General features: G+C 66.7%; 18 protein-coding genes. 5 read left to right on the top strand and 13 right to left on the bottom strand.

The window, feature by feature from the left end; translation table 11 throughout:
• Positions 1-2 precede the first annotated feature (2 nt).
• Complete coding sequence (locus H7J86_RS19185) at positions 3-806, top strand: response regulator transcription factor (RefSeq protein ID WP_267292654.1); 804 nt, start codon at positions 3-5, stop codon at positions 804-806.
• A gap of 59 nt (positions 807-865) precedes the next feature.
• On the opposite strand, the gene H7J86_RS19180 is transcribed toward H7J86_RS19185, so the two are convergent.
• From H7J86_RS19180 to H7J86_RS19155, 6 genes are all read right to left on the bottom strand, one after another.
• On the bottom strand, positions 866-1933 hold the full coding sequence (locus H7J86_RS19180) for a nuclear transport factor 2 family protein (RefSeq protein WP_267292652.1): 1068 nt from the start codon (positions 1931-1933) through the stop codon (positions 866-868).
• 433 nt (positions 1934-2366) lie between these two features.
• Positions 2367-4184, bottom strand: coding sequence for an ABC transporter ATP-binding protein (locus H7J86_RS19175; RefSeq protein WP_267292650.1), 1818 nt, complete (start codon positions 4182-4184; stop codon positions 2367-2369).
• The gene (locus H7J86_RS19170; protein WP_267292648.1) at positions 4181-6073 is read right to left on the bottom strand and encodes an ABC transporter ATP-binding protein; all 1893 of its coding nucleotides are present in this window, start codon (positions 6071-6073) and stop codon (positions 4181-4183) included. Before H7J86_RS19170 ends, H7J86_RS19175 begins: the two co-directional genes overlap by 4 nt.
• 222 nt (positions 6074-6295) lie before the next feature.
• Positions 6296-6841 carry a chromate transporter gene (locus H7J86_RS19165; protein WP_090354657.1) on the bottom strand — a complete coding sequence of 182 codons (546 nt, stop codon included), beginning with the start codon at positions 6839-6841 and terminating at the stop codon, positions 6296-6298.
• Positions 6838-7422, bottom strand: a complete 585-nt coding sequence (locus H7J86_RS19160; protein WP_267292646.1) for a chromate transporter — start codon at positions 7420-7422, stop codon at positions 6838-6840. The genes H7J86_RS19165 and H7J86_RS19160 overlap by 4 nt, the downstream gene beginning before the upstream one ends.
• Positions 7415-8407: a phospholipase D-like domain-containing protein gene (locus H7J86_RS19155; RefSeq protein ID WP_090354655.1), complete on the bottom strand. Its 993-nt coding sequence runs from the start codon at positions 8405-8407 to the stop codon at positions 7415-7417. The genes H7J86_RS19160 and H7J86_RS19155 overlap by 8 nt, the downstream gene beginning before the upstream one ends.
• Positions 8408-8478: 71 nt before the next feature.
• Here H7J86_RS19155 and prrA point away from each other — a divergent pair, with 71 nt between their 5' ends.
• Together prrA and H7J86_RS19145 are read left to right on the top strand one after the other, a co-directional pair.
• Complete coding sequence (prrA, locus tag H7J86_RS19150; RefSeq protein ID WP_090354654.1) at positions 8479-9189, top strand: two-component system response regulator PrrA; 711 nt, start codon at positions 8479-8481, stop codon at positions 9187-9189.
• A 6-nt stretch (positions 9190-9195) separates the two neighbouring features.
• Positions 9196-10554, top strand: coding sequence for a sensor histidine kinase (locus tag H7J86_RS19145; RefSeq protein WP_090354653.1), 1359 nt, complete (start codon positions 9196-9198; stop codon positions 10552-10554).
• An 88-nt stretch (positions 10555-10642) separates the two neighbouring features.
• Here the strand turns inward: H7J86_RS19145 and H7J86_RS19140 are convergent, their stop codons facing one another.
• Together H7J86_RS19140 and H7J86_RS19135 are read right to left on the bottom strand one after the other, a co-directional pair.
• Positions 10643-11221 (bottom strand): LppU/SCO3897 family protein, encoded by a 579-nt coding sequence (locus H7J86_RS19140; protein WP_090354652.1) that lies wholly within the window; start codon positions 11219-11221, stop codon positions 10643-10645.
• Positions 11222-11418: 197 nt separating this feature from the next.
• On the bottom strand, positions 11419-11781 hold the full coding sequence (locus H7J86_RS19135) for an FKBP-type peptidyl-prolyl cis-trans isomerase (RefSeq protein ID WP_090354651.1): 363 nt from the start codon (positions 11779-11781) through the stop codon (positions 11419-11421).
• A gap of 32 nt (positions 11782-11813) precedes the next feature.
• Between H7J86_RS19135 and H7J86_RS19130 the strand changes: the two genes are divergently transcribed.
• Both H7J86_RS19130 and H7J86_RS19125 read left to right on the top strand, forming a co-directional pair.
• Positions 11814-12062: a DUF2630 family protein gene (locus H7J86_RS19130; RefSeq protein WP_090354650.1), complete on the top strand. Its 249-nt coding sequence runs from the start codon at positions 11814-11816 to the stop codon at positions 12060-12062.
• Between the two features lie 6 nt (positions 12063-12068).
• The gene (locus tag H7J86_RS19125) at positions 12069-13625 is read left to right on the top strand and encodes a phytoene desaturase family protein (RefSeq protein ID WP_267292643.1); all 1557 of its coding nucleotides are present in this window, start codon (positions 12069-12071) and stop codon (positions 13623-13625) included.
• Here the strand turns inward: H7J86_RS19125 and H7J86_RS19120 are convergent.
• From H7J86_RS19120 to H7J86_RS19100, 5 genes are all read right to left on the bottom strand, one after another.
• Positions 13614-14030, bottom strand: a complete 417-nt coding sequence (locus tag H7J86_RS19120; protein WP_267292641.1) for a MarR family winged helix-turn-helix transcriptional regulator — start codon at positions 14028-14030, stop codon at positions 13614-13616. The genes H7J86_RS19125 and H7J86_RS19120 overlap by 12 nt on opposite strands.
• Complete coding sequence (locus tag H7J86_RS19115; protein WP_267292624.1) at positions 14020-15495, bottom strand: MFS transporter; 1476 nt, start codon at positions 15493-15495, stop codon at positions 14020-14022. The genes H7J86_RS19120 and H7J86_RS19115 overlap by 11 nt, the downstream gene beginning before the upstream one ends.
• 103 nt (positions 15496-15598) lie before the next feature.
• A complete protein-coding gene (locus tag H7J86_RS19110) occupies positions 15599-16903 on the bottom strand; it encodes a citrate synthase (RefSeq protein WP_090354646.1) in 1305 nt (434 codons plus the stop codon).
• A 51-nt stretch (positions 16904-16954) separates the two neighbouring features.
• On the bottom strand, positions 16955-17641 hold the full coding sequence (locus H7J86_RS19105) for a TetR family transcriptional regulator (protein ID WP_090354645.1): 687 nt from the start codon (positions 17639-17641) through the stop codon (positions 16955-16957).
• On the bottom strand, positions 17634-18287 hold the full coding sequence (locus H7J86_RS19100; protein WP_090354644.1) for a TetR/AcrR family transcriptional regulator: 654 nt from the start codon (positions 18285-18287) through the stop codon (positions 17634-17636). The genes H7J86_RS19105 and H7J86_RS19100 overlap by 8 nt, the downstream gene beginning before the upstream one ends.
• Positions 18288-18302: the final 15 nt, after the last annotated feature.

Raw genomic sequence — 18302 nt, 5'->3', positions numbered from 1 at the left:
CGGTGCGCGCTGAGCTGCGGCGGGTGGCCGCCGAGGCCAGGGTTCCGGTGCTGTTCGGCGGGGAGGTGCACGGGGACGCGCTGCTGCTCACCGAGTTCGTCGGCACGCGAACAGGCGGGCTGCGGGGGCTGGTGGTGCGCTCCCGGTCCGGGCTGGGCGGGGCCAGCATGGTGGCCGGCCGGCCGATGGCGGTGGCCGACTACCGCAACGACGTCAACATCACCCACGACTACGACGCACCGGTGTCCGGCGAAGGTATCCGCTCGGTGCTGGCAGTGCCGGTGCTGGTGGACGGGCAAGCCCGGGCGATGCTCTACGGCGCGTACCGCTCCGCCGCCCCGATCGGTGGCCGGGCGATGGACCTGATGGTGGGGTCGGCGCGGCGGCTGTCGCATGAGCTGCGGGTGCGCGACGAGGTGGACCGACGGATGCGGTTGCGCGAGGCGCACCTGTCCGGCTTCACGGATCGGGTGGCCGACCCGGAGAAGATCCGGGAGGTGCACGCCGACCTGCGCCGGCTGGCCGCCTCCGCACCGGACGAGATGCAGGGCCAACTGCGGGTGCTGGCCGACCAGTTGGGGGCGGCGTTGTCAGGCGGCGCTCCGGTTGCCGCACCGCTGACTCAGCGCGAAATTGACGTACTTGCCCAGGTCGCCCTCGGGTGCACCAATGTGGAAGCCGCTCAGCGACTTTCGTTGAAACCGGAGACGGTGAAAAGTTATTTACGCAGTGCCGCAGCGAAACTCGGGACGAAGACTCGGCATGAGGCGGTGTCGCGGGCCCGGCGGGGGCGGTTGATTCCGTGACGGTCCACCGTGTCGATCGACTCACCGACGATCGTATGCACAGGTAAACGCCAATTGGGCTATTGCTGCGATCCGCTCGAGGATTCCGACGCGGATTTTGCACCTTCGGCGCTCTTGTGACCGGCACCGTCGGGTGACGTCGATCCGGAAGTGCTCGAGTCATTCTGACCAGTTGACTCGGTCGTGGTATTCGCCCCCGCACCCGCGGTGTCAGTCGTCTCAATCTTGGTAGCTGAGGCCTTCTTTGCCGGCTTGGCGGTAGTCGCTTGAGACTTCGTGGTACCGGCGGCGGCTTCTGTAGATTGCGTCGACTTCGTGGTTCGGTCTGCAGACTCGGTCGACTCGGTAGCGTCAGCCGTTTCTGCCGCGGATGTCGATGTGGAATCCGATGACCCCGCGGTCCGCGCCGACGTTCGAAGGGTGACCGTCTTCGCCGATGAAGTCGATGCCGAGTCGGCGACAGCGGCGGAGGTCTCGGTAGTCTGCCCCGGCGGCTCGGTGGTCACGCCGGTGGACCCATCCGGAACAGTGATCGGGTCCGCCTTTGCGGGCGCTCCGCCGAAGTTGCTTGCGAGGGCGCCGACAAGGTTTCTGACTGCGCTGACCGGGATTTCCACGACGCCGGGAACAACCTGGAGAAGTGCCGCGACGGGGCCGCCGGCGGCATAGGCTTTTTTGATCCCGGCCACGAACTTGTCGAATGCGGTGAATTCCAAAGAGAATCCGGTGCGGGTGAGTTTGGAGTAGGTGACCACCCACTGGCCGTCGACCTTTTCGTACTCATCGGTGTAATGGCCGTAACCATGAATCGTGACAAGCCCGGCCAGGGAAAGTCTGTCCTGCATGGTCCATACGGCACCGGCCGTCGTATCTGAGCTCAGGTCGATATCCGGGTCATAACCTTGGTGGCGGGTATTGATTGCACTCAGTGTCAGTGCAGTGAAAGCGATGAACAAGTCGCGGCTGGAGAAGTACGGCCCGTACGACCCCGTGGTGTCGACCACAGCGTCGGAGGCAAAAAGTCTGCGCAATGCCGCCCAGTTCTTGGTATCGACATCGTTAAAATACGTCGCCTTGAGTAGCTCGATCGCTGCCGTCTCGGTGGCCGCGTCGGTGACGGTGGCCATTAATGACACCGCCGGTGCAGTTCCACGCATCGGAACAGCTACCGCGGAGTGCGCTACCGGAACGACACCGACACCGGCACCGATTGCGGCGACGGCGCCTAATGCGACCGCAGTGCGCAGCATGCGTCGCTCCCCCGATGCGACCACGCGGTGCCGACTGTGTGCTTCTTTGCGCATTGCTCACTCTCCCCGTCGGAACTGCGTGTAGCAGGACCACCCCCTGGAGCAGGGTGTCAAATATTCAACTATATACATTGATTATGTGAATAGTAGCCAGGGTTGTATCCGCGCGTCAACGGATGTCATCCGCCCAGAAGGATGCAGACAGCTCCGAAGGGCCCGGCCCGAGCTGGGTGGTCCTCAAAGTTGACGGCAGTTGATACCGCCCAAGCGACAGGATGCACAGAATGACGCGCGCGGCAGGGGCCACTCGTCAGGCCAGCGAGTCCTCCCACGCCCGATACAACCCCGCGAAATGCCCACCCGCATCGATCAATTCACTGGGCGGCCCGTCCTCGACAATCCGCCCGTGCTCCAACACCAGCACCCGGTCCGAACTCAACACCGTGGACAGCCGGTGCGCGATCACCACGGCGGTGCGGTCGGCCAGCACCGTCACCAAAGCCCGTTGCACCAGACGCTCGCTCGGGATGTCCAACGAGGACGTCGCCTCATCCAGAATCAGCACCGCCGGATCGGCCAGGAACGCCCGTGCGAACGCGATGAGCTGACGCTGCCCCGCAGAGAGCCGGCCACCGCGTTTGGCGACGTCGGTGGCGTACCCGTCGGGCAACGCGTCGATGAACCGGTCCGCACCGACGGCCTCTGCGGCGGCGCGCACCTCGGCATCGGTCGCAGAGGGCCTGCCGAAGCGGATGTTGTCGGCGACGGTGCCCTCGAACATGAAGTTCTCCTGGGTCACCATCACCACGTGGCGGCGCAGTTCGGCCTGCTCGATATCGCGCAGGTCGACCCCGTCCAGGCTGACCACCCCCGAGACCGGGTCGTAGAACCGCGCAATGAGTTTGGCGATGGTGGTCTTGCCGGCGCCGGTGGTCCCCACCAGCGCCACCGTCTGCCCGGCAGGCAGGTGCAGCGTCAGATCCGGCAGCACCGGACGGCCCGGCACGTAATCGAAGCGCACATCGCGGAAGTCGACCTCGCCGCGCACCGCTGCCAACCGCACCGGATCCGAGGGATCGCGGATCCCGGGCTCGGTGGCCATCACCCCGGAGATCTTCTCCAGCGCGGCCGACGCCGACTGGAAGGTGTTGAAGAACTGCGAGATCTCCTGCATCGGTTCGAAGAAGATGCGCAGGTACAGCAGGAACGCGGTGAGCGTGCCGAGCGTCATCCGGCCTTCGAGCACCAGGTAGCCACCGTAGAGCAGCACCACCCCGGTGGCGATGTTGCCGACCAGTCGCACGCTGGGCATGAAGATCGCCATCAGTTTGAAGGCGCGCTCGTTGATCGACTTGTACTGGTCGGCAACGTCTTCGAAGATCTCCTGGTTGCGCGGCTCGCGGCGATACGCCTGCACGGCCTTGATGCCGGTCATGGTCTCGACGAACTGCACGATGACCAGGGCCGCGGCCTCCCGCACCTTCAGGTAGGTCTTCGACGATTCGGTACGGAACCACCACACCAGCCCGACCAGAATGGGGAAGGCACACAGGCACATCAGGCCCAGCCGCCAGTCCAGCACCAACAGGAGCACGGCGGTGCCGCACATCGTGAGCACGGCGGTGATCAGCCCGTCGAACCCCGTCGACAGCATCTCCTGGATGGCCTCGATGTCATTGGTGGACCGGGCCACCACCCGCCCCGACGTGTAGCGGTCGTGGAAGGCCACATCGAGACGCTGGAAATGACGAAACAGCCTGCGCCGCAATTCCAGCAGCACCTGCTGGCCGATCCGTCCGGACCGCCGCAGGAACACCATGCGGCTGCCGGCCTGCAGGATGACCACACCGCACAGCACCGCCAGGATGACCACCAATTCGCGCGCCGAACCGCCGGCCAGGATCGGCGGGATGCCATGGTCGATCCCGCGCTGCACCAGGATGGGCACCGACAGCCGGGCTGCGTTCTCGACCACGACGATGATCGCCAGCACCGCAATCACCGCGCGGTAGGGCCGCAGTAGCGAGAACAGCAGCGCGCGCGCTTCGCCGCGCCGCGACACGGTTTCGTCGATCACCGAATCGTCGGCGGACTCGACCGCCTGACCGCGCCAGTCCGTGGTACTCATCGCTGACGCTCCCAGGTGGACAGCGCTTCATCCTCCAGGTGCAGATGCTCCAGCTGAGAACGGCATTCGTCGTTCTCCCAGTCGCAGGAACGCTCGGCGCCGTCGTCGAGCTCGTCGTCGGCGGCCAGCAGATAGCGGTATTCGGGCACGCCGGCCAGCAGTTCGCCGTGCGTGCCGATATGCGTGATGGTGCCGCTCTCCAGCAGCGCGACCCGGTCGGCGAGCAACACCGTCGAGGCGCGGTGCGCCACCACGATGCCGGTGACCTCGCGCAGCACCCGGCCCAGCGCCTCGGTGACGACAGCCTCGGTGTGGACGTCGAGCGCGGACAGGGTGTCGTCGAGCACCAGCACCGACGGGTGGGCGAGGATGGCCCGCGCCAGCGAAAGCCGTTGCCGTTGACCACCGGACAGGCTCATTCCCTGTTCCCCGATGCGGGTGTCCAGACCGAACGGCAGATCGTAGACGAACTCGGCGGCCGCCACCCGGACCGCTTCGGCGAGCTGCTCGTCACTCGCGACGGGGTTACCGAGCTGCAGGTTCTCCCGCACGGACATGGAGAACAGCGTGGGATCCTCGAACGCGGTGGCCACCGCGTGACGCAGCGCCGGCAGCGACAGGTCACGGATATCTTTGCCGTCCAACATGATCCGGCCCTCGGTGACGTCGTAGAGCCGGGACAACAGGGCGGCGAGCACCGTTTTGCCCGATCCGGTGGAACCCACCAGGGCGATGGTCTCCCCCGGCTCGACGGCCAGGTTCACGTGCCGCAAGGCCCAGTCCGAGCTGTCTGCAAACCGGAAGCCGACGTCGACGAGTTCCAGCCGACCGCCGCGCGGAGTGGCACCGTCCGGCCCGTCGGTGATTTCGCTTGGCGCGTCGAAGATCTCGGTGACCCGGTTGGCCGCCGTCATCGCCTCCTGTGTCATCGACAGCAGGAAGCCCAGCGAGGCGATCGGCCACACCAGCGACAGCATCATGGTGATGAACGCGACCAGGGTGCCCATGGTGACCAACCCGTGGCCCGCCGCATAGGCGCCCACACCGAGGACGACGATCAGCGTGACCGTCGGGATGACCTCCAGCAGCGTCCAGAATTTCGCCGACACCCCGACCTTGCAGACCTCGGTGTCGAACAGGTCGGAGGCCCGCTCGTCGAACCGCTCGTAGGCGTACTCCTCCCGGCCGAACGCCTTGACCACCCGCATCCCGAGGGCCTGCTCCTCGACGTGGGTGGCGACGTTGCCGGACTGGTCCTGCGCCTGACGGGACAGCTGGGTGAACTGCCGCTGGAAGTGCAGCACCGTCGCGGTGATCGGCGCGATGGACAGCACCACGACGACTCCGAGCGGCCAGTACATGGCCAGCAGGATCGACGTCACGACGACGATCTGGACGAAGTTGAGCATCAGGAACAGCAGCCCGAAGGACAGGAACTGCCGGATGGTGCCCAAGTCGTTCATCACCCGCGACAGCAGCTGCCCGGACTGCCACCGGCCGTGAAAGTTCATCGGCAGGATCTGCAGCCGCGCGTAGAGGTCTTTGCGGATATCGGCTTCCACGCCCATGGTGGCGCGCGCCACCAGCCAGCGGCGGATGAACCACAGCACGGCTTCGGACACACCGACGGCGGTGGCGGCCGAACCCAGGATCCACAGCCCGCGCTCGTCCTGGTGGCGGATCGGGCCGTCGATGACCGCCTTGGTGATCAGCGGGATGGACACCGTGGCGCCCAGGCTGACGAACGCGGCCAGCACCATGACGGCCCAGCGCACGCGGTAGGGCTTCAGGTACGGCAGCAGGCGCAGGATGTCCGAGGACGCGCGGATACGACGCGGCGGCGGCGCAATGGCCGGTGCCCCGCGCAGCGCACTTCCGTCCGTATCCATGACCCCACCCACTAAGACTGTCTAACTCACGTCACCGACATCTACGTCGTGACCAATCGCGATCTTCCGACGCACGGAGCGCCGCGAAGCCCATCCCCCGGCATCAATGCTGCCATGCCGGACAACCGAATAACCCGACACGACACCACGTTAAAACCTCAACAAATATTGAGGTCAATTGATTTCCCCGTCGCTGCGCTCGCCCCAGAACGATTCCCCACCTCAGATGAAGCCGAGGTACCCGATCACGCCGGCGCCGGCCACGATGAACAGCGGATTGACCTTGCTGACCAGGAAGATCCCGGTGCACACGGCGGTGACGGTGTAGGCCCGCCAGTCGTGGTCGGCGGCCCGGCTCATCACCAGCGAGGTGGCCAGGATGAGCCCGACGGTCAGCGGCGCGAAACCCTTCTCCACGGCGATACGCAGTTTCGACTTCTCGGCGCGCTGCCAGAACAGCGTCACGACGTAGACGAACGACGCCGCGGGCAGCACCATCGCCACCATCGCGATCAACCCACCCAGGATTGCCGCGGGCACACCCCCGACATGCAGACCCGCGCCGTAACCCACCATCGACACGATCAGGATGCTGGGTCCCGGCGCGGTCTGCGAGATGGAGAACAGGTCGGCGAACTGGTTGTTGGTCAGCCAGTGCCGGTGGTTGACCGCCTGCATGTGCATCTCCGGCAGCACCACGTTGCCGCCGCCGATCGACAGCAGCGAGAGCATCCCGAACAGGCCGGCGATCTGCAGGTAGGTGCTCACGACTTGACCTGCGCACGCCCCCGTGGCCAGGCCCAGATCAGGCTCAGCGGCGCCATGATCGCCAAGGTCCCCAGCAACGGCCAGCGCAGCACCCCGTTGAGCAGGAATGCCCCAGCGAACAGCAGCACCGGCACCACCCCGGTGAGGCATTTCTGGCCCGTCTTGATCACCATCGTCAGCGTCAGCGCCACCGCCGCGGCCGACGCGCCGTGCAGCACCCCTTTGACGGCGGGCACTTCCTTGAAACGGAAGTAGACGAACGACAGCACCAGGATGATCACCAGCGGCATGAGGCACAGGCCGACGACGGCCGCGACCGCCCCGGCCAGGCCGCGCATCTTGGTGCCGGCGAAGACGGCCATGTTGACCTGATTGGCGCCGGGCAGGATCCGGCACATCGTCATCGCCGACAGGAACTCCGCCTCGCCCAGCCACTCCTTCTCGACCACCAGCACTTCCCGCGACCAGGCCGAGAGCCCCCCGCCGAACGACGCCAGGGCGATGTGGTTGAACGTGAGCGCCAGTTCCACCAAGGACACCTCACGCGCTCTGTCTGACCCCGGGTCCCCGACATCACTCATGCATCAAGTCCGGATCATGCGGGAAATCGTCCTCGCCATGCTCCCCCGGCCGCAGTGGATCCGGCGGCTCGTACTGATGCGAGGACTCCCAGTCGAAGGCGAAGATCGCGCCCAGCCGGGCGACGGCCTCGGAATCCTCGACGATGACGCCGAGCTCGCGGCGCAGGTCGAAGGCACTGCGGTCGATGTTCATCGAGCCCACCAGCGCGTGCGCGTCATCGGCGATGAGCAGTTTCGCGTGCACCCGCAGGTTCTTCTGCTTGTGCACCTTCACGCCGAACCGGCGCAGGGTGCGCAGCGAGGCGAAGGTGTCCAGGATGTCCCACTCGCTGATGCCGTGCTTCCCGCCGCACAGCACGCGCACCTTCACGCCGCGCCCGGCCGCGGCCGCAATGTGGTCCAGAATCACCGCGTCCACGTATTTCGGATGCTGAATATCGAGCCGGTGCCGGGCGGCGTCGATGAATTGCGCCATGTGATATCGCGAATTCGAATTGCTCCACAACAGCCCCTCGAACACCGCCGGATGCCAATCGTCGCGGTGCTCCCAGTCCGCGTCGAACGCGTCGACGATCTGCGCCACGTGTTGCGGCACCGTGGTGACGACGCCGTAGTCGCGGGTGAGGGTGAAGTACTTCTCGCAGAGGTTGAACGTGGCCACCAGCGCGGCCTGCCCGTCGACGACGATCGACTTCTCATGCGTGACATAGAACTTCGGATTGGTCCACGCCACGTTCACGCCGGCGGCCTGCAGCCGGGTGAACGAATCGTCGTTGGCACGGTCCCCGCCGGAGCGGGCCGGGTTCAGCATCACCCGCACGTCGACACCCGCGTCATGCCGCTCGATCACCGTTTCCAGCAACGATTCCTCGGTGAAGGTGAATTGTTTGAGGAGTAACGATTTCTCGGCCGACGCGACGAATTGCCGTACAGGTTCGACGCCGTCATCGGGCTGCACGATCACCCGCGGCGTAAATGCCTGCATAAATGCCGGATGCTAGCACCCAATGGTGTCCGGGACGTGCCTGCCGCAATAGCGGTGATTCATCGGGCAAGATGGGCCTTATGGACAGTGGAGCAGCGTCACCCCGGGTTCTCGTCGTCGACGACGATCCCGACGTCCTCGCGTCCCTGGAACGAGGCCTCCGGCTGTCCGGATTCGAGGTCGCCACGGCGGTCGACGGCGCCGAAGCCCTGCGCAGCGCCACCGAGACCCGGCCGGACGCGATCGTGCTCGATATCAACATGCCCGTGCTCGACGGCGTCAGCGTCGTCACCGCGCTGCGCGCCATGGACAACGACGTACCCGTCTGCGTGCTGTCGGCCCGCAGCTCGGTGGACGACCGGGTGGCCGGGCTGGAAGCCGGCGCCGACGACTACCTGGTGAAGCCGTTCGTGCTCCAGGAGTTGGTGGCCCGGGTCAAGGCGTTGTTGCGCCGTCGCGGCTCAACCGCGACCTTCTCCTCGGAGACCATCTCGGTCGGCCCGCTCGAAGTCGACATCCCGGGCCGGCGGGCCCGGGTCAACGGCACCGACGTCGACCTGACCAAGCGCGAATTCGACCTGCTCGCCGTGCTCGCCGAGCACAAGACCGCGGTGCTCTCCCGCGCCCAGCTGCTGGAGCTGGTGTGGGGCTACGACTTCGCCGCCGACACCAACGTCGTGGACGTGTTCATCGGCTACCTGCGCCGCAAGCTGGAGGCCGGTGGTGCGCCCCGGCTGCTGCACACGGTCCGCGGCGTGGGGTTCGTGCTGCGGCAGCAGTAGGTTCGCATGGATCTCAACGACCGGCTGTACCGAATACTCGGACTACCCAAGCGGGCGCTGTCGCTGCGCTCGATCGTGCTGGTGGCGTCGTTCTCGGTGATCGCCACCGTCATCACCATCGGCACCTGGGTGTGGATCGGCATCACCAACGAGCAGTACAGCCAGCTGGACCGCCGCCTCGACTCGATCAGCAGCCTCGGCGATGTCACCACCCTGCTCAGCAGCGCCCTCAACGATCACACCGACGAACCCGCGGCCAACGGCGGCCTGGTGCGCACCGCCCGCATCGCCGGATCCACCGTGTCCGCGCCCGATGACATCGTGCTGCCCGAATTCCCGGACGGTTTCGCGACCACCACGATCAACGGCGTCAAATATCGGGTGCGCACGTTCAGCGCCGGCCAGGCCTCGGTCGCCCTGGGCGCGCCGACCGCCGAGACCGAGCACCAGATCGACGCCCAGCACCGCCGGGTGTTGCTGATCTGCGGCGGTGTCATCGGCGGCACCGCCATCGTCGGCTGGATCATCTCGGCCATCATGATCACCCCGTTTCGGCGGCTCGCCCAGCAGGCCCGGGCCATCAACTCGCAGTCCAAGCCCGAAGAGGTTCAGGTGCGCGGCGTCTGGGAGGCCACCGAGATCGGCGAGGCGGTCGAGGGCATGCTGGCCCGCATCGGCGACGAGCAGCAGCGGACCAAGGCGGCGCTGGAGTCGGCGCGCGATTTCGCCGCCGTCGCCTCGCATGAGCTGCGCACCCCGCTGACCGCCATGCGCACCAACCTCGAGGTGCTCGACACCCTGGAGATGCCCGACGAGCAGCGCAAGGAAGTGCTCGGCGACGTGATCCGCACCCAGACCCGGATCGAAGCCACCCTGACCGCGCTCGAGCGTCTGGCGCAGGGCGAGCTGACCACCTCCGACGACCATGTGCCGGTGGACATCACCGAACTGCTCGACCGCGCCGCACATGACGCCATGCGCGTGTACCCCGACCTGGATGTGTCGCTGGTGCCCGCGCCGACGGTGCTGATCCTCGGGCTGCCCGCCGGGTTGCGGTTGGCGGTGGACAACGCGATCGCCAACGCGGTCAAGCACGGGAACGCGACCCGGGTGCAGCTGTCCGCGGTGGCCTCACGGGCCGGGGTGGAGATCGCCGTCGACGATGACGGCGTCGGGCTGCCCGAAGAGGAGCGCACCCGGGTGTTCGAGCGGTTCTCCCGCGGGTCGACGGCATCGCATTCCGGGTCGGGCCTGGGCTTGGCGCTGGTGGCTCAGCAGGCCGAATTGCACGGCGGCACAGCCTCATTGGAGGCCAGCCCGCTCGGCGGCGTGCGGTTGCTGCTGCGGTTGCCCGGGCCGGCCTAATCCGAGCCGAGCGGCCGGTTATGACACGCGTTTCGTACTTCCACGTGCCACAACCGGCCAGTCGAGAACCTCGGTTGCCCGAGCCGGCCTAATCAGAGCCGGCGGTCGGCGCCAAGCAGTAGGCCCGCACCGGGGCGGGGTAGCTGTAGGTGGTGGTGTCGGCCGGGCACTGGGCGGCCGCGGAGTCGAATCGCTGTACCACCTTGTAGGCCTTGTCATCACTGACGGCGCAGTCGGTTTGTTCGAGGTTCTTGCCGCTGGCGGTGGGGTGATAGCAGTGCCCGGCGGTGAGGTTCTCGACGAGGCAGAGCCGGCCGACCGCGTGATGGTCGAGAGTCCAGTCATAGCTGATGTAGTTGGCATTGGCGCACGAGCGGTCACTGTCGAGCACCGCGCCCACCGTGAAGCTGGGGTCGGTGCCGCAGTCGGTGCGGTGCACGTCTTTTCCGTCGGCCCCGAGTGCAACACAGTCGCCGACAAGGTAACTCGTGATCTCCTGCTTCGCAGCCGTGGTCGCTTGCTGCACTTCGCGCTTCTCGGCCAAGCTGAATTTGGCGAGCAGAATCAGTGAGACGCCGATGATGGTGAAGGCCAACCGGGCCTTCTTGGTGCGCCACCACCGTGTCTTGGCCGGAGCGGGCTGGGCGGTGGTTTGCGGGTTGGTCATATCTGTCGATCCTTTTTTCACGTGGACACCGAAAGCCCGCATGCCGGGGCCTCTTGCAAGGTGTAGTCGCGAAACATTCGTCGATCCGAACGCCGCCCGAGGGTGATCTGCCCCACGCCCGGACCCGCACAAGACAAAGAACCGCCGTCGCTGCGGCCCACATTGGACCGGAACGACGGCGGTTCTGTTGGTACTCGCTAGCGGGTGGCCAGCAGGTCGATGACGAATATGAGCGTCTTGCCGGACAGCCGGTGGCCGCCACCGGCCGGACCGTAGGCCTGCTCCGGCGGGATGGTCAGCTTGCGCCGGCCGCCCACGCGCATCCCGGGGATACCGTCCTGCCAGCCCTGGATGAGGCCGCGCAGCGGGAAGGTGATCGACTCGCCGCGGTTCCACGAGCTGTCGAACTCTTCGCCGGTGTCGTACTCCACGCCGAGGTAGTGCACCTCCACGGAGCCGCCGGGTACCGCTTCCTCACCGTCGCCGACGATGACGTCTTCGATGACCAGCTCGGTGGGTGCCGGGCCGTCCGGAAATTCGATTTCAGGTTTTGTTGCCACGATTGTCCACCGTAGTCGGGCACACTGGCTTCATGGCCACTGATGCGGACATCCTCGCCGAAGTCAACAAGCTCGTCGCAGAGGAGCAGGAGCTGCGCACCGCACTGCAGCACCGCGAGATCGACGAATCGACCGAACACCAGCGCCTGCGCTCCATCGAGGTGCAGCTCGACCAGTGCTGGGACCTGCTGCGGCAGCGGCGGGCGCTGCGGGAGTCCGGCGGCGATCCCGACGACGCCGCGGCCCGCCCCGCCGAAGAGGTCGAGGGCTACCTGGGCTGACACCGGGTGGCACACGCGCAGTACGACGTCGTCATCGTCGGGGGCGGACACAACGGTCTGGTCGCCGCCGCGTATTTGGCACGTGCTGGGCGCCGGGTCCGACTGTTGGAGCGGCTCGATCATGTGGGTGGCGCGGCCGTGTCCGCGCATGCCTTCGACGGTGTCGACGCCCGGCTGTCGCGGTACTCCTATCTGGTGAGCCTGCTGCCGCGGCGCATCATCGACGAGCTGGGCGCGCGAATCCGGCTGGCCCGACGGCGGCATTCCTCGTACACGCCCGACCCGGCCACCGGGGGGACCACCGGGCTGCTGCTCGGAGCGCACGACACCTTCGACGTCATCGGCGCCCGGGCCGACGCAACCGGTTTCGCCGACTTCTACCGGCGCACCGGGCTGCTCACCAAGGCGCTCTGGCCGACGCTGCTGCAACCGCTGGAGACCCGGTCCGCGGCGCGGCGCCGGGTACTGGCCGGCGGGGACGATGCGGCCACCGCGTGGCGCGAGATCGTCGAAGAACCGATCGGGCACGCGATCACCGCGGCGGTGCGCCACGACCTGGTGCGCGGGGTGATCGCCACCGACGCCCTGATCGGCACCTTCGCCTCCGTCGAGGATCCCGCCCTGCTCCAGAACGTCTGCTTCCTGTATCACCTGATCGGCGGCGGTACCGGTGACTGGGATGTGCCGATCGGCGGGATGGGCGCGGTCACCGGCGCCCTGAGCGCGGCGGCCAGCGGCTTCGGCGCTGAAATCACGACTGGTGCAGAGGTTTTCGCGATAAGTCCGGACGGCGAGGTACGCTACCGGGCCGGCGGGCAGGACCACACGGTGTCCGGCACGCACGTGCTGGCCGGTGTGACGCCCACCGTGCTGGCCGGGTTGCTGGACGAGCCCGCACCCGTGTCCGCGCCGGGAGCCCAGATCAAGGTCAACCTGATGCTGCGCCGCCTGCCGCGACTGCGCGACACCTCGGTGACCCCCGAGCAGGCGTTCGGCGGCACCTTCCATATCAACGAGACACTGACCCAACTGGAGGGCGCTTACACCGCGGCGTCCCGCGGCCAGATGCCCGAACCTCTCCCGTGTGAGATCTACTGCCATTCGCTGACCGACCCCAGCATCCTGTCCGCGAGCTTGCGCGCCGCCGGGGCGCAGACCCTGACGGTGTTCGGACTGCACACCCCGCACAGTCTGTCCGCCGGCACCGACCCGGACCGGGCCAGGACTCGGTTGACCTCTGCGGCCCTGGATTCGCTGAATTCTGTGCTGGCCGAACCGATTCAGGACGTGATTGCCGAGGACGCAGCCGGCCGGCTGTGCATCGAGGCCAAGACCACAGCGGATCTGGAGAACATCCTGGGCATGACCGCGGGCAATATCTTCCACGGCGCCTTGGGCTGGCCGTTCGCCGAGGACGATGAGCCGCTGGACACCCCGGCACGGCGCTGGGGCGTGGCGACGGCGCATCCACGAATCCTGTTGTGCGGATCAGGCTCCAGGCGTGGCGGTGCGGTGTCGGGGATCGGCGGGCACAACGCTGCGATGGCCGTGCTAGAGAGTTAGCTTCCGCAGAATCGTCTGCAGCGCAAGCAGATCGGCGTCACCCAGGGCGGCCAGCGCGGCCGGAGCCGGGTCCTGCACCGCCTCGACGGCGGCGGCCACGGCCTGCCCCTCCTCGGTGAGCGACACCACCTTGCAGCGCCGGTTCGCCGGATTCGTCTGGCGCAACACCAGGCCGCGCTCCTCCAGATCATTGACGGCCACCGTCGCCGCGGGGGCGTCCATGGTGGCCGCCTCGGCCAGCTCTTTGACCGTCATCGGGGTGCGGGCCAGCCTGCGCAACACCCGAATCCGGCTGAACGGCAGACCGGACCGGTCGATCACCGCGCGCTTCCAGTCACCGCGGTTCTCGTGCACGAGTGCGGACATCCGTTGCCACACCTCGTCGGCAATCGCGTCATCCGACATGGACCGCCGCCTTCCCTTCGATCAGCGGGACCAGCCGTTGCGCCGAGGCCAGGGCACGCGGCGCGGTGGACACGAAGCCCAACACGATGATCACGACTCCGAGCGCGACACAGACGAACCACAGCGGACGGGCGGCGGCGATGAAGTCGACCCCCGAGGCCAGCAGTGTCGTGCCCGTCACCGAACCACACAGCGCCACACCGATACTCACCCCGATCTGCCGGCTGGTGCTGGTCACCGCCGATGCCGCCCCGGCCCGATCCAGTGGCATCCCGCTGACCGCCGCGTTGGTGATGGGGGCGTTGACCATCGAGAAGCCCATACCGAACACGGTGAACACCACCAGCAGCGCCCACACCGGCGTCGTCGCCGTCAGGAACGTCAACAAGAACGCGGCCGTGGTGATCAGCACACCGGCCGCCAGCAGTGACGGCCGCGCACCGTAACGACCGACCAGCCGGCCCGACAACGGTGAGAACATCAGTGCGCCGACGGCGATCGGCAGGTAGATCAAACCGGTGTGCATGGCCGAGAACCCGCGCTCGGCCTGCAGATACAGCGACATCATGAACAGGAACGCACCCCAGGTGGCGAATGCGCTGATGGCGATCACGGTCGCCGAGGCGAACGGGACGCTACGGAAGAAGCGCAGGTCGATGAACGGGTCGTGGCGGCGCGACTCGAAACGCAGGAAGGCGGCGAACGCGACCGCGGCCAGCACCGCCACCGCGATGACCCGCGGGTTGGTCCAGCCCATCCCGGGCCCCTCGATCAACGCGAACACGACACCGAACAGGAACACCACGGCCAGGCCCTGCCCGATCGGGTCGACATTGCGCATGGTCGCCGATTTCGTCTCGGGCACGAAGATCGCCGTGAGCAGGACCGCAGCCGCACAGATCGGCAGGTTGATCCAGAACACCGCGCGCCAGCCCACGTACTCGATCAGCAGACCACCCACCGTCGGCCCCAGCGCCATCGAGATGCCGACCACCGCACCCCAGAAGCCCAGTGCGCGGGCGCGTTCCACCTTCCCGGTGAAGACCTGCGAAATGATGGACAGCGCAACGGGGTTGAGCATCGAACCACCGATACCCTGCAGCAACCGGGCGGCGATCAAGGTGTCGACACCCGGAGCCAGGCTGCACAGCAGTGAGCCGACGGCGAACACCGTGAGCCCGATCTGGAAGATCCGCCGGCGGCCGAACCGGTCACCCATCGCACCCGAGAGCATCAGCAGCGAGGCGAGCACCAGGGTGTAGACGTCGACCACCCACTGCAGCTGCGCGGGGCTGGCCCCGAGGTCGGTGCGGATGGACGGGATGGCGACGTTGACGATGGTGGCGTCCATCGACACGATCAGCAGACTGAGGCAACACGACACCAGGACGACGGCTTTACGCCGCGGGGTCAGGTTGCTGATGGCGTCGGGCCGCCGACGACCATCCCGCACAGTTTCATTCATACAACCATTGTGAAACTACAATCATTACCTTTGCAAACGCTGTCAGCCCACAAACGAGAATGCCCCCGAAAGCCGGAGCTCTCGGGGGCATTCCTGCGCAGTCTCAGCTGCGGGTATCGATCCCCGCGTAATCGCGCTCGGTGTAGCCGGTGTAGATCTGCCGCGGCCGGCCGATCTTGCCGGGCTCGGAGTGCATCTCGCGCCAGTGCGCGATCCAACCCGGCAACCGGCCCAAGGCGAACAGCACGGTGAACATCCGGGTCGGGAAGCCCATGGCCCGGTAGATCACGCCGGTGTAGTAGTCGACGTTCGGGTAGAGCTTGCGCTCGATGAAGAAGTCGTCGGTGAGCGCGATCTCTTCGAGCTGCTTGGCGATGTCCAGCAACTCGTCCTCGACACCGAGCTTGCCCAGGATCTTGTCGGCCTGCTCCTTGACGATGCGCGCCCGCGGGTCGTAGTTCTTGTAGACCCGGTGCCCGAAGCCCATGAGCTTGACACCCTCTTCGCGGTTCTTGACCTTCTTGACGAAGGTCTGCACATCGTCGCCGCCGGACCGGATCTTCTCCAGCATCTCCAGCACCGCCTGGTTGGCGCCGCCGTGCAGCGGGCCCCACAGCGCGTTGATGCCGCCGGAAATCGAGGTGAACAGGTTGGCCTGCGACGACCCGACGAGGCGCACCGTCGAGGTCGAGCAGTTCTGCTCATGGTCGGCGTGCAGGATGAACAGCATGTCCAGCGCACGGACGATCTCGGGATCGACCTCGTAGGGCTCGGCCGGGAAGCCGAACGTCATCCGCAGGAAGTTCTCGACCAGGGTCAGCGAGTTGTCCGGGTACAGGAACGGCTGGCCGACCGACTTCTTGTAGGCGTAGGCCGCGATGGTCGGCAGCTTGGCCAGCAGCCGGATGGTGGACAGCTCCACCTGCTCCTTGTCCAGCGGATCCAGCGAATCCTGGTAGTAGGCGCTCAACGCGTTGGCCGCCGACGACAGCACCGGCATCGGGTGCGCGTTGCGCGGGAAACCGTCGAAGAACCGCTTCAGATCCTCATGCAGCATGGTGTGCCGCTGGATCTGGGTGGTGAACTTCTCCAGCTGCTCGGTGGTGGGCAGCTCACCGTAAATGAGCAGGTAGCTGACCTCGATGAAGGTGGACTTCTCGGCCAGCTGCTCGATCGGGTACCCGCGATACCGCAAGATGCCGGCGTCACCGTCGATATAGGTGATCGCGGATTTGGTGGACGAGGTGTTGACGAACCCGCCGTCGAAAGTCGTGTAGCCCGTCTTGGCGAGCAACGAACCCAGCGCGATGCCGTCGGAACCCTCGGTGGCGCGCACGATGTCCAGGTCCAACGAGCCACCCGGATACGACAGGGTCGCTACTTGGTCAGGGCTGGAGTTTTCGGCCACGGGAACCCCTTCTGTGGTCGTGAGCTAAGCGTCACTACTGGACGGTAGTCGCTAACGTTGCGGCCCGCTTGCGGGGGGTGCCACGTCACGTGCCGGACGCTGCGTTGCTTGCGGTGTCGGCTCCCACGATCGGCGGAACCTCTCGAAGGTCGCCGACAGGCGTTCGCACAGGATCCCCGAGTTGATCGGCGGATGCCCGGGCAATCCGAGCCCGGCGAATGCCGAGGAGAACAGCAAGGTCCAGATATCGGCGACGAGTCCCACCGCGGGGTCGGACACCCGGACACCCAGCCGTTCGGCCAGGACCTCCACCGAGGCGCCGGCATGCCGCTGTTTGAACGTGAACGGCGAGATGGACATCGAGGTGGCGCCGTTCACGATGGAGATCAGCACCGCCATCCGGGTGAAGGCCGGCGACTCGTGGCCCCGGCGCGGAGCGAAGATCTCCAGGTGCGCCCGCAGCAGGGCCTCATGCGCGGTGATCCCCCCGGGCTGGCGGCGCAGCGCCTCGGCGACGTAGCCGTCCATGTCCTCGGCCAGCGCGGCGACGACATCGGCCTTGGTCGGGAAGTACCGGCTGAAGGTGCGCGGGGACACCTCGGCGGCGACCGCGATCTGCTCGACCGTGGTGTTGTCGAATCCCTGCCGCTGGCACAACTCGGCCGCGGCGGCCACCAGCGTCGCGCGGGTCTTGAGCTTCTTACGTTCCCGCAGTCCCGCCCCGACCTGATCAGACATTCGCCGCCACGTCGAGGTCCGCGACGAACTCCCCCGTCTGCACACACGCCTGGTTCAGCCGCTCGACCATGAGCAACGGCCCGAGCGGGCCGCCCTCGGTGTCTCCGACGAGATCCCCACACGCCGCGACGATGATCGACGAGAACACCGTCACCCCCAGCAGCAGCCGGCGGTCATCGGTCGGCACGCCCATCCGATCGGCAAGGACCGCAAGCACTCTCGGGTGTCTGAACTCGAAGGCGGCCTGACGCAACACGTCCGAGCCGTTGATGATGCGCAACATCAGCACGATGCGGCCTTTGGTGAGCCGGCCGACGGTTTGCCCGTCGACGCGGGTCAGCACCTCCACGTGCGCGGCGCGCAGCGCTTCCAGTGGTCCCAGGTGCCGCGGCAGACGGGTGATCTCGGCGGCGATCTCCTCCGCGAGATCCTCGATGAGCGTGAGGAACACGGCCTCTTTGGTCGCGAAGTAGCGACTGAACGTGCGCGCCGAGACATCCGCCTGCGCGGCGATCTGGTCGACCGTGGTGCGCTCGTAACCCTGGCGCAAACACAAGTCCAGCGCGGCGTCGATCAGTGTCGTGCGGGTTCGCTGCTTCTTGCGTTCACGCAAGCCGAGATCGGTCCCCACCCCGGCATCAGCCATTGGTGGATGGTAACT

Origin of the sequence: Mycobacterium hackensackense (genome assembly GCF_025822555.1) — a bacterium.
Classification (GTDB): Bacteria; Actinomycetota; Actinomycetes; order Mycobacteriales; family Mycobacteriaceae; genus Mycobacterium; species Mycobacterium fluoranthenivorans.
The sequence above is the reverse complement of the archived record's forward strand: the minus strand, read 5'-3'. Positions and strand labels throughout refer to the sequence as shown.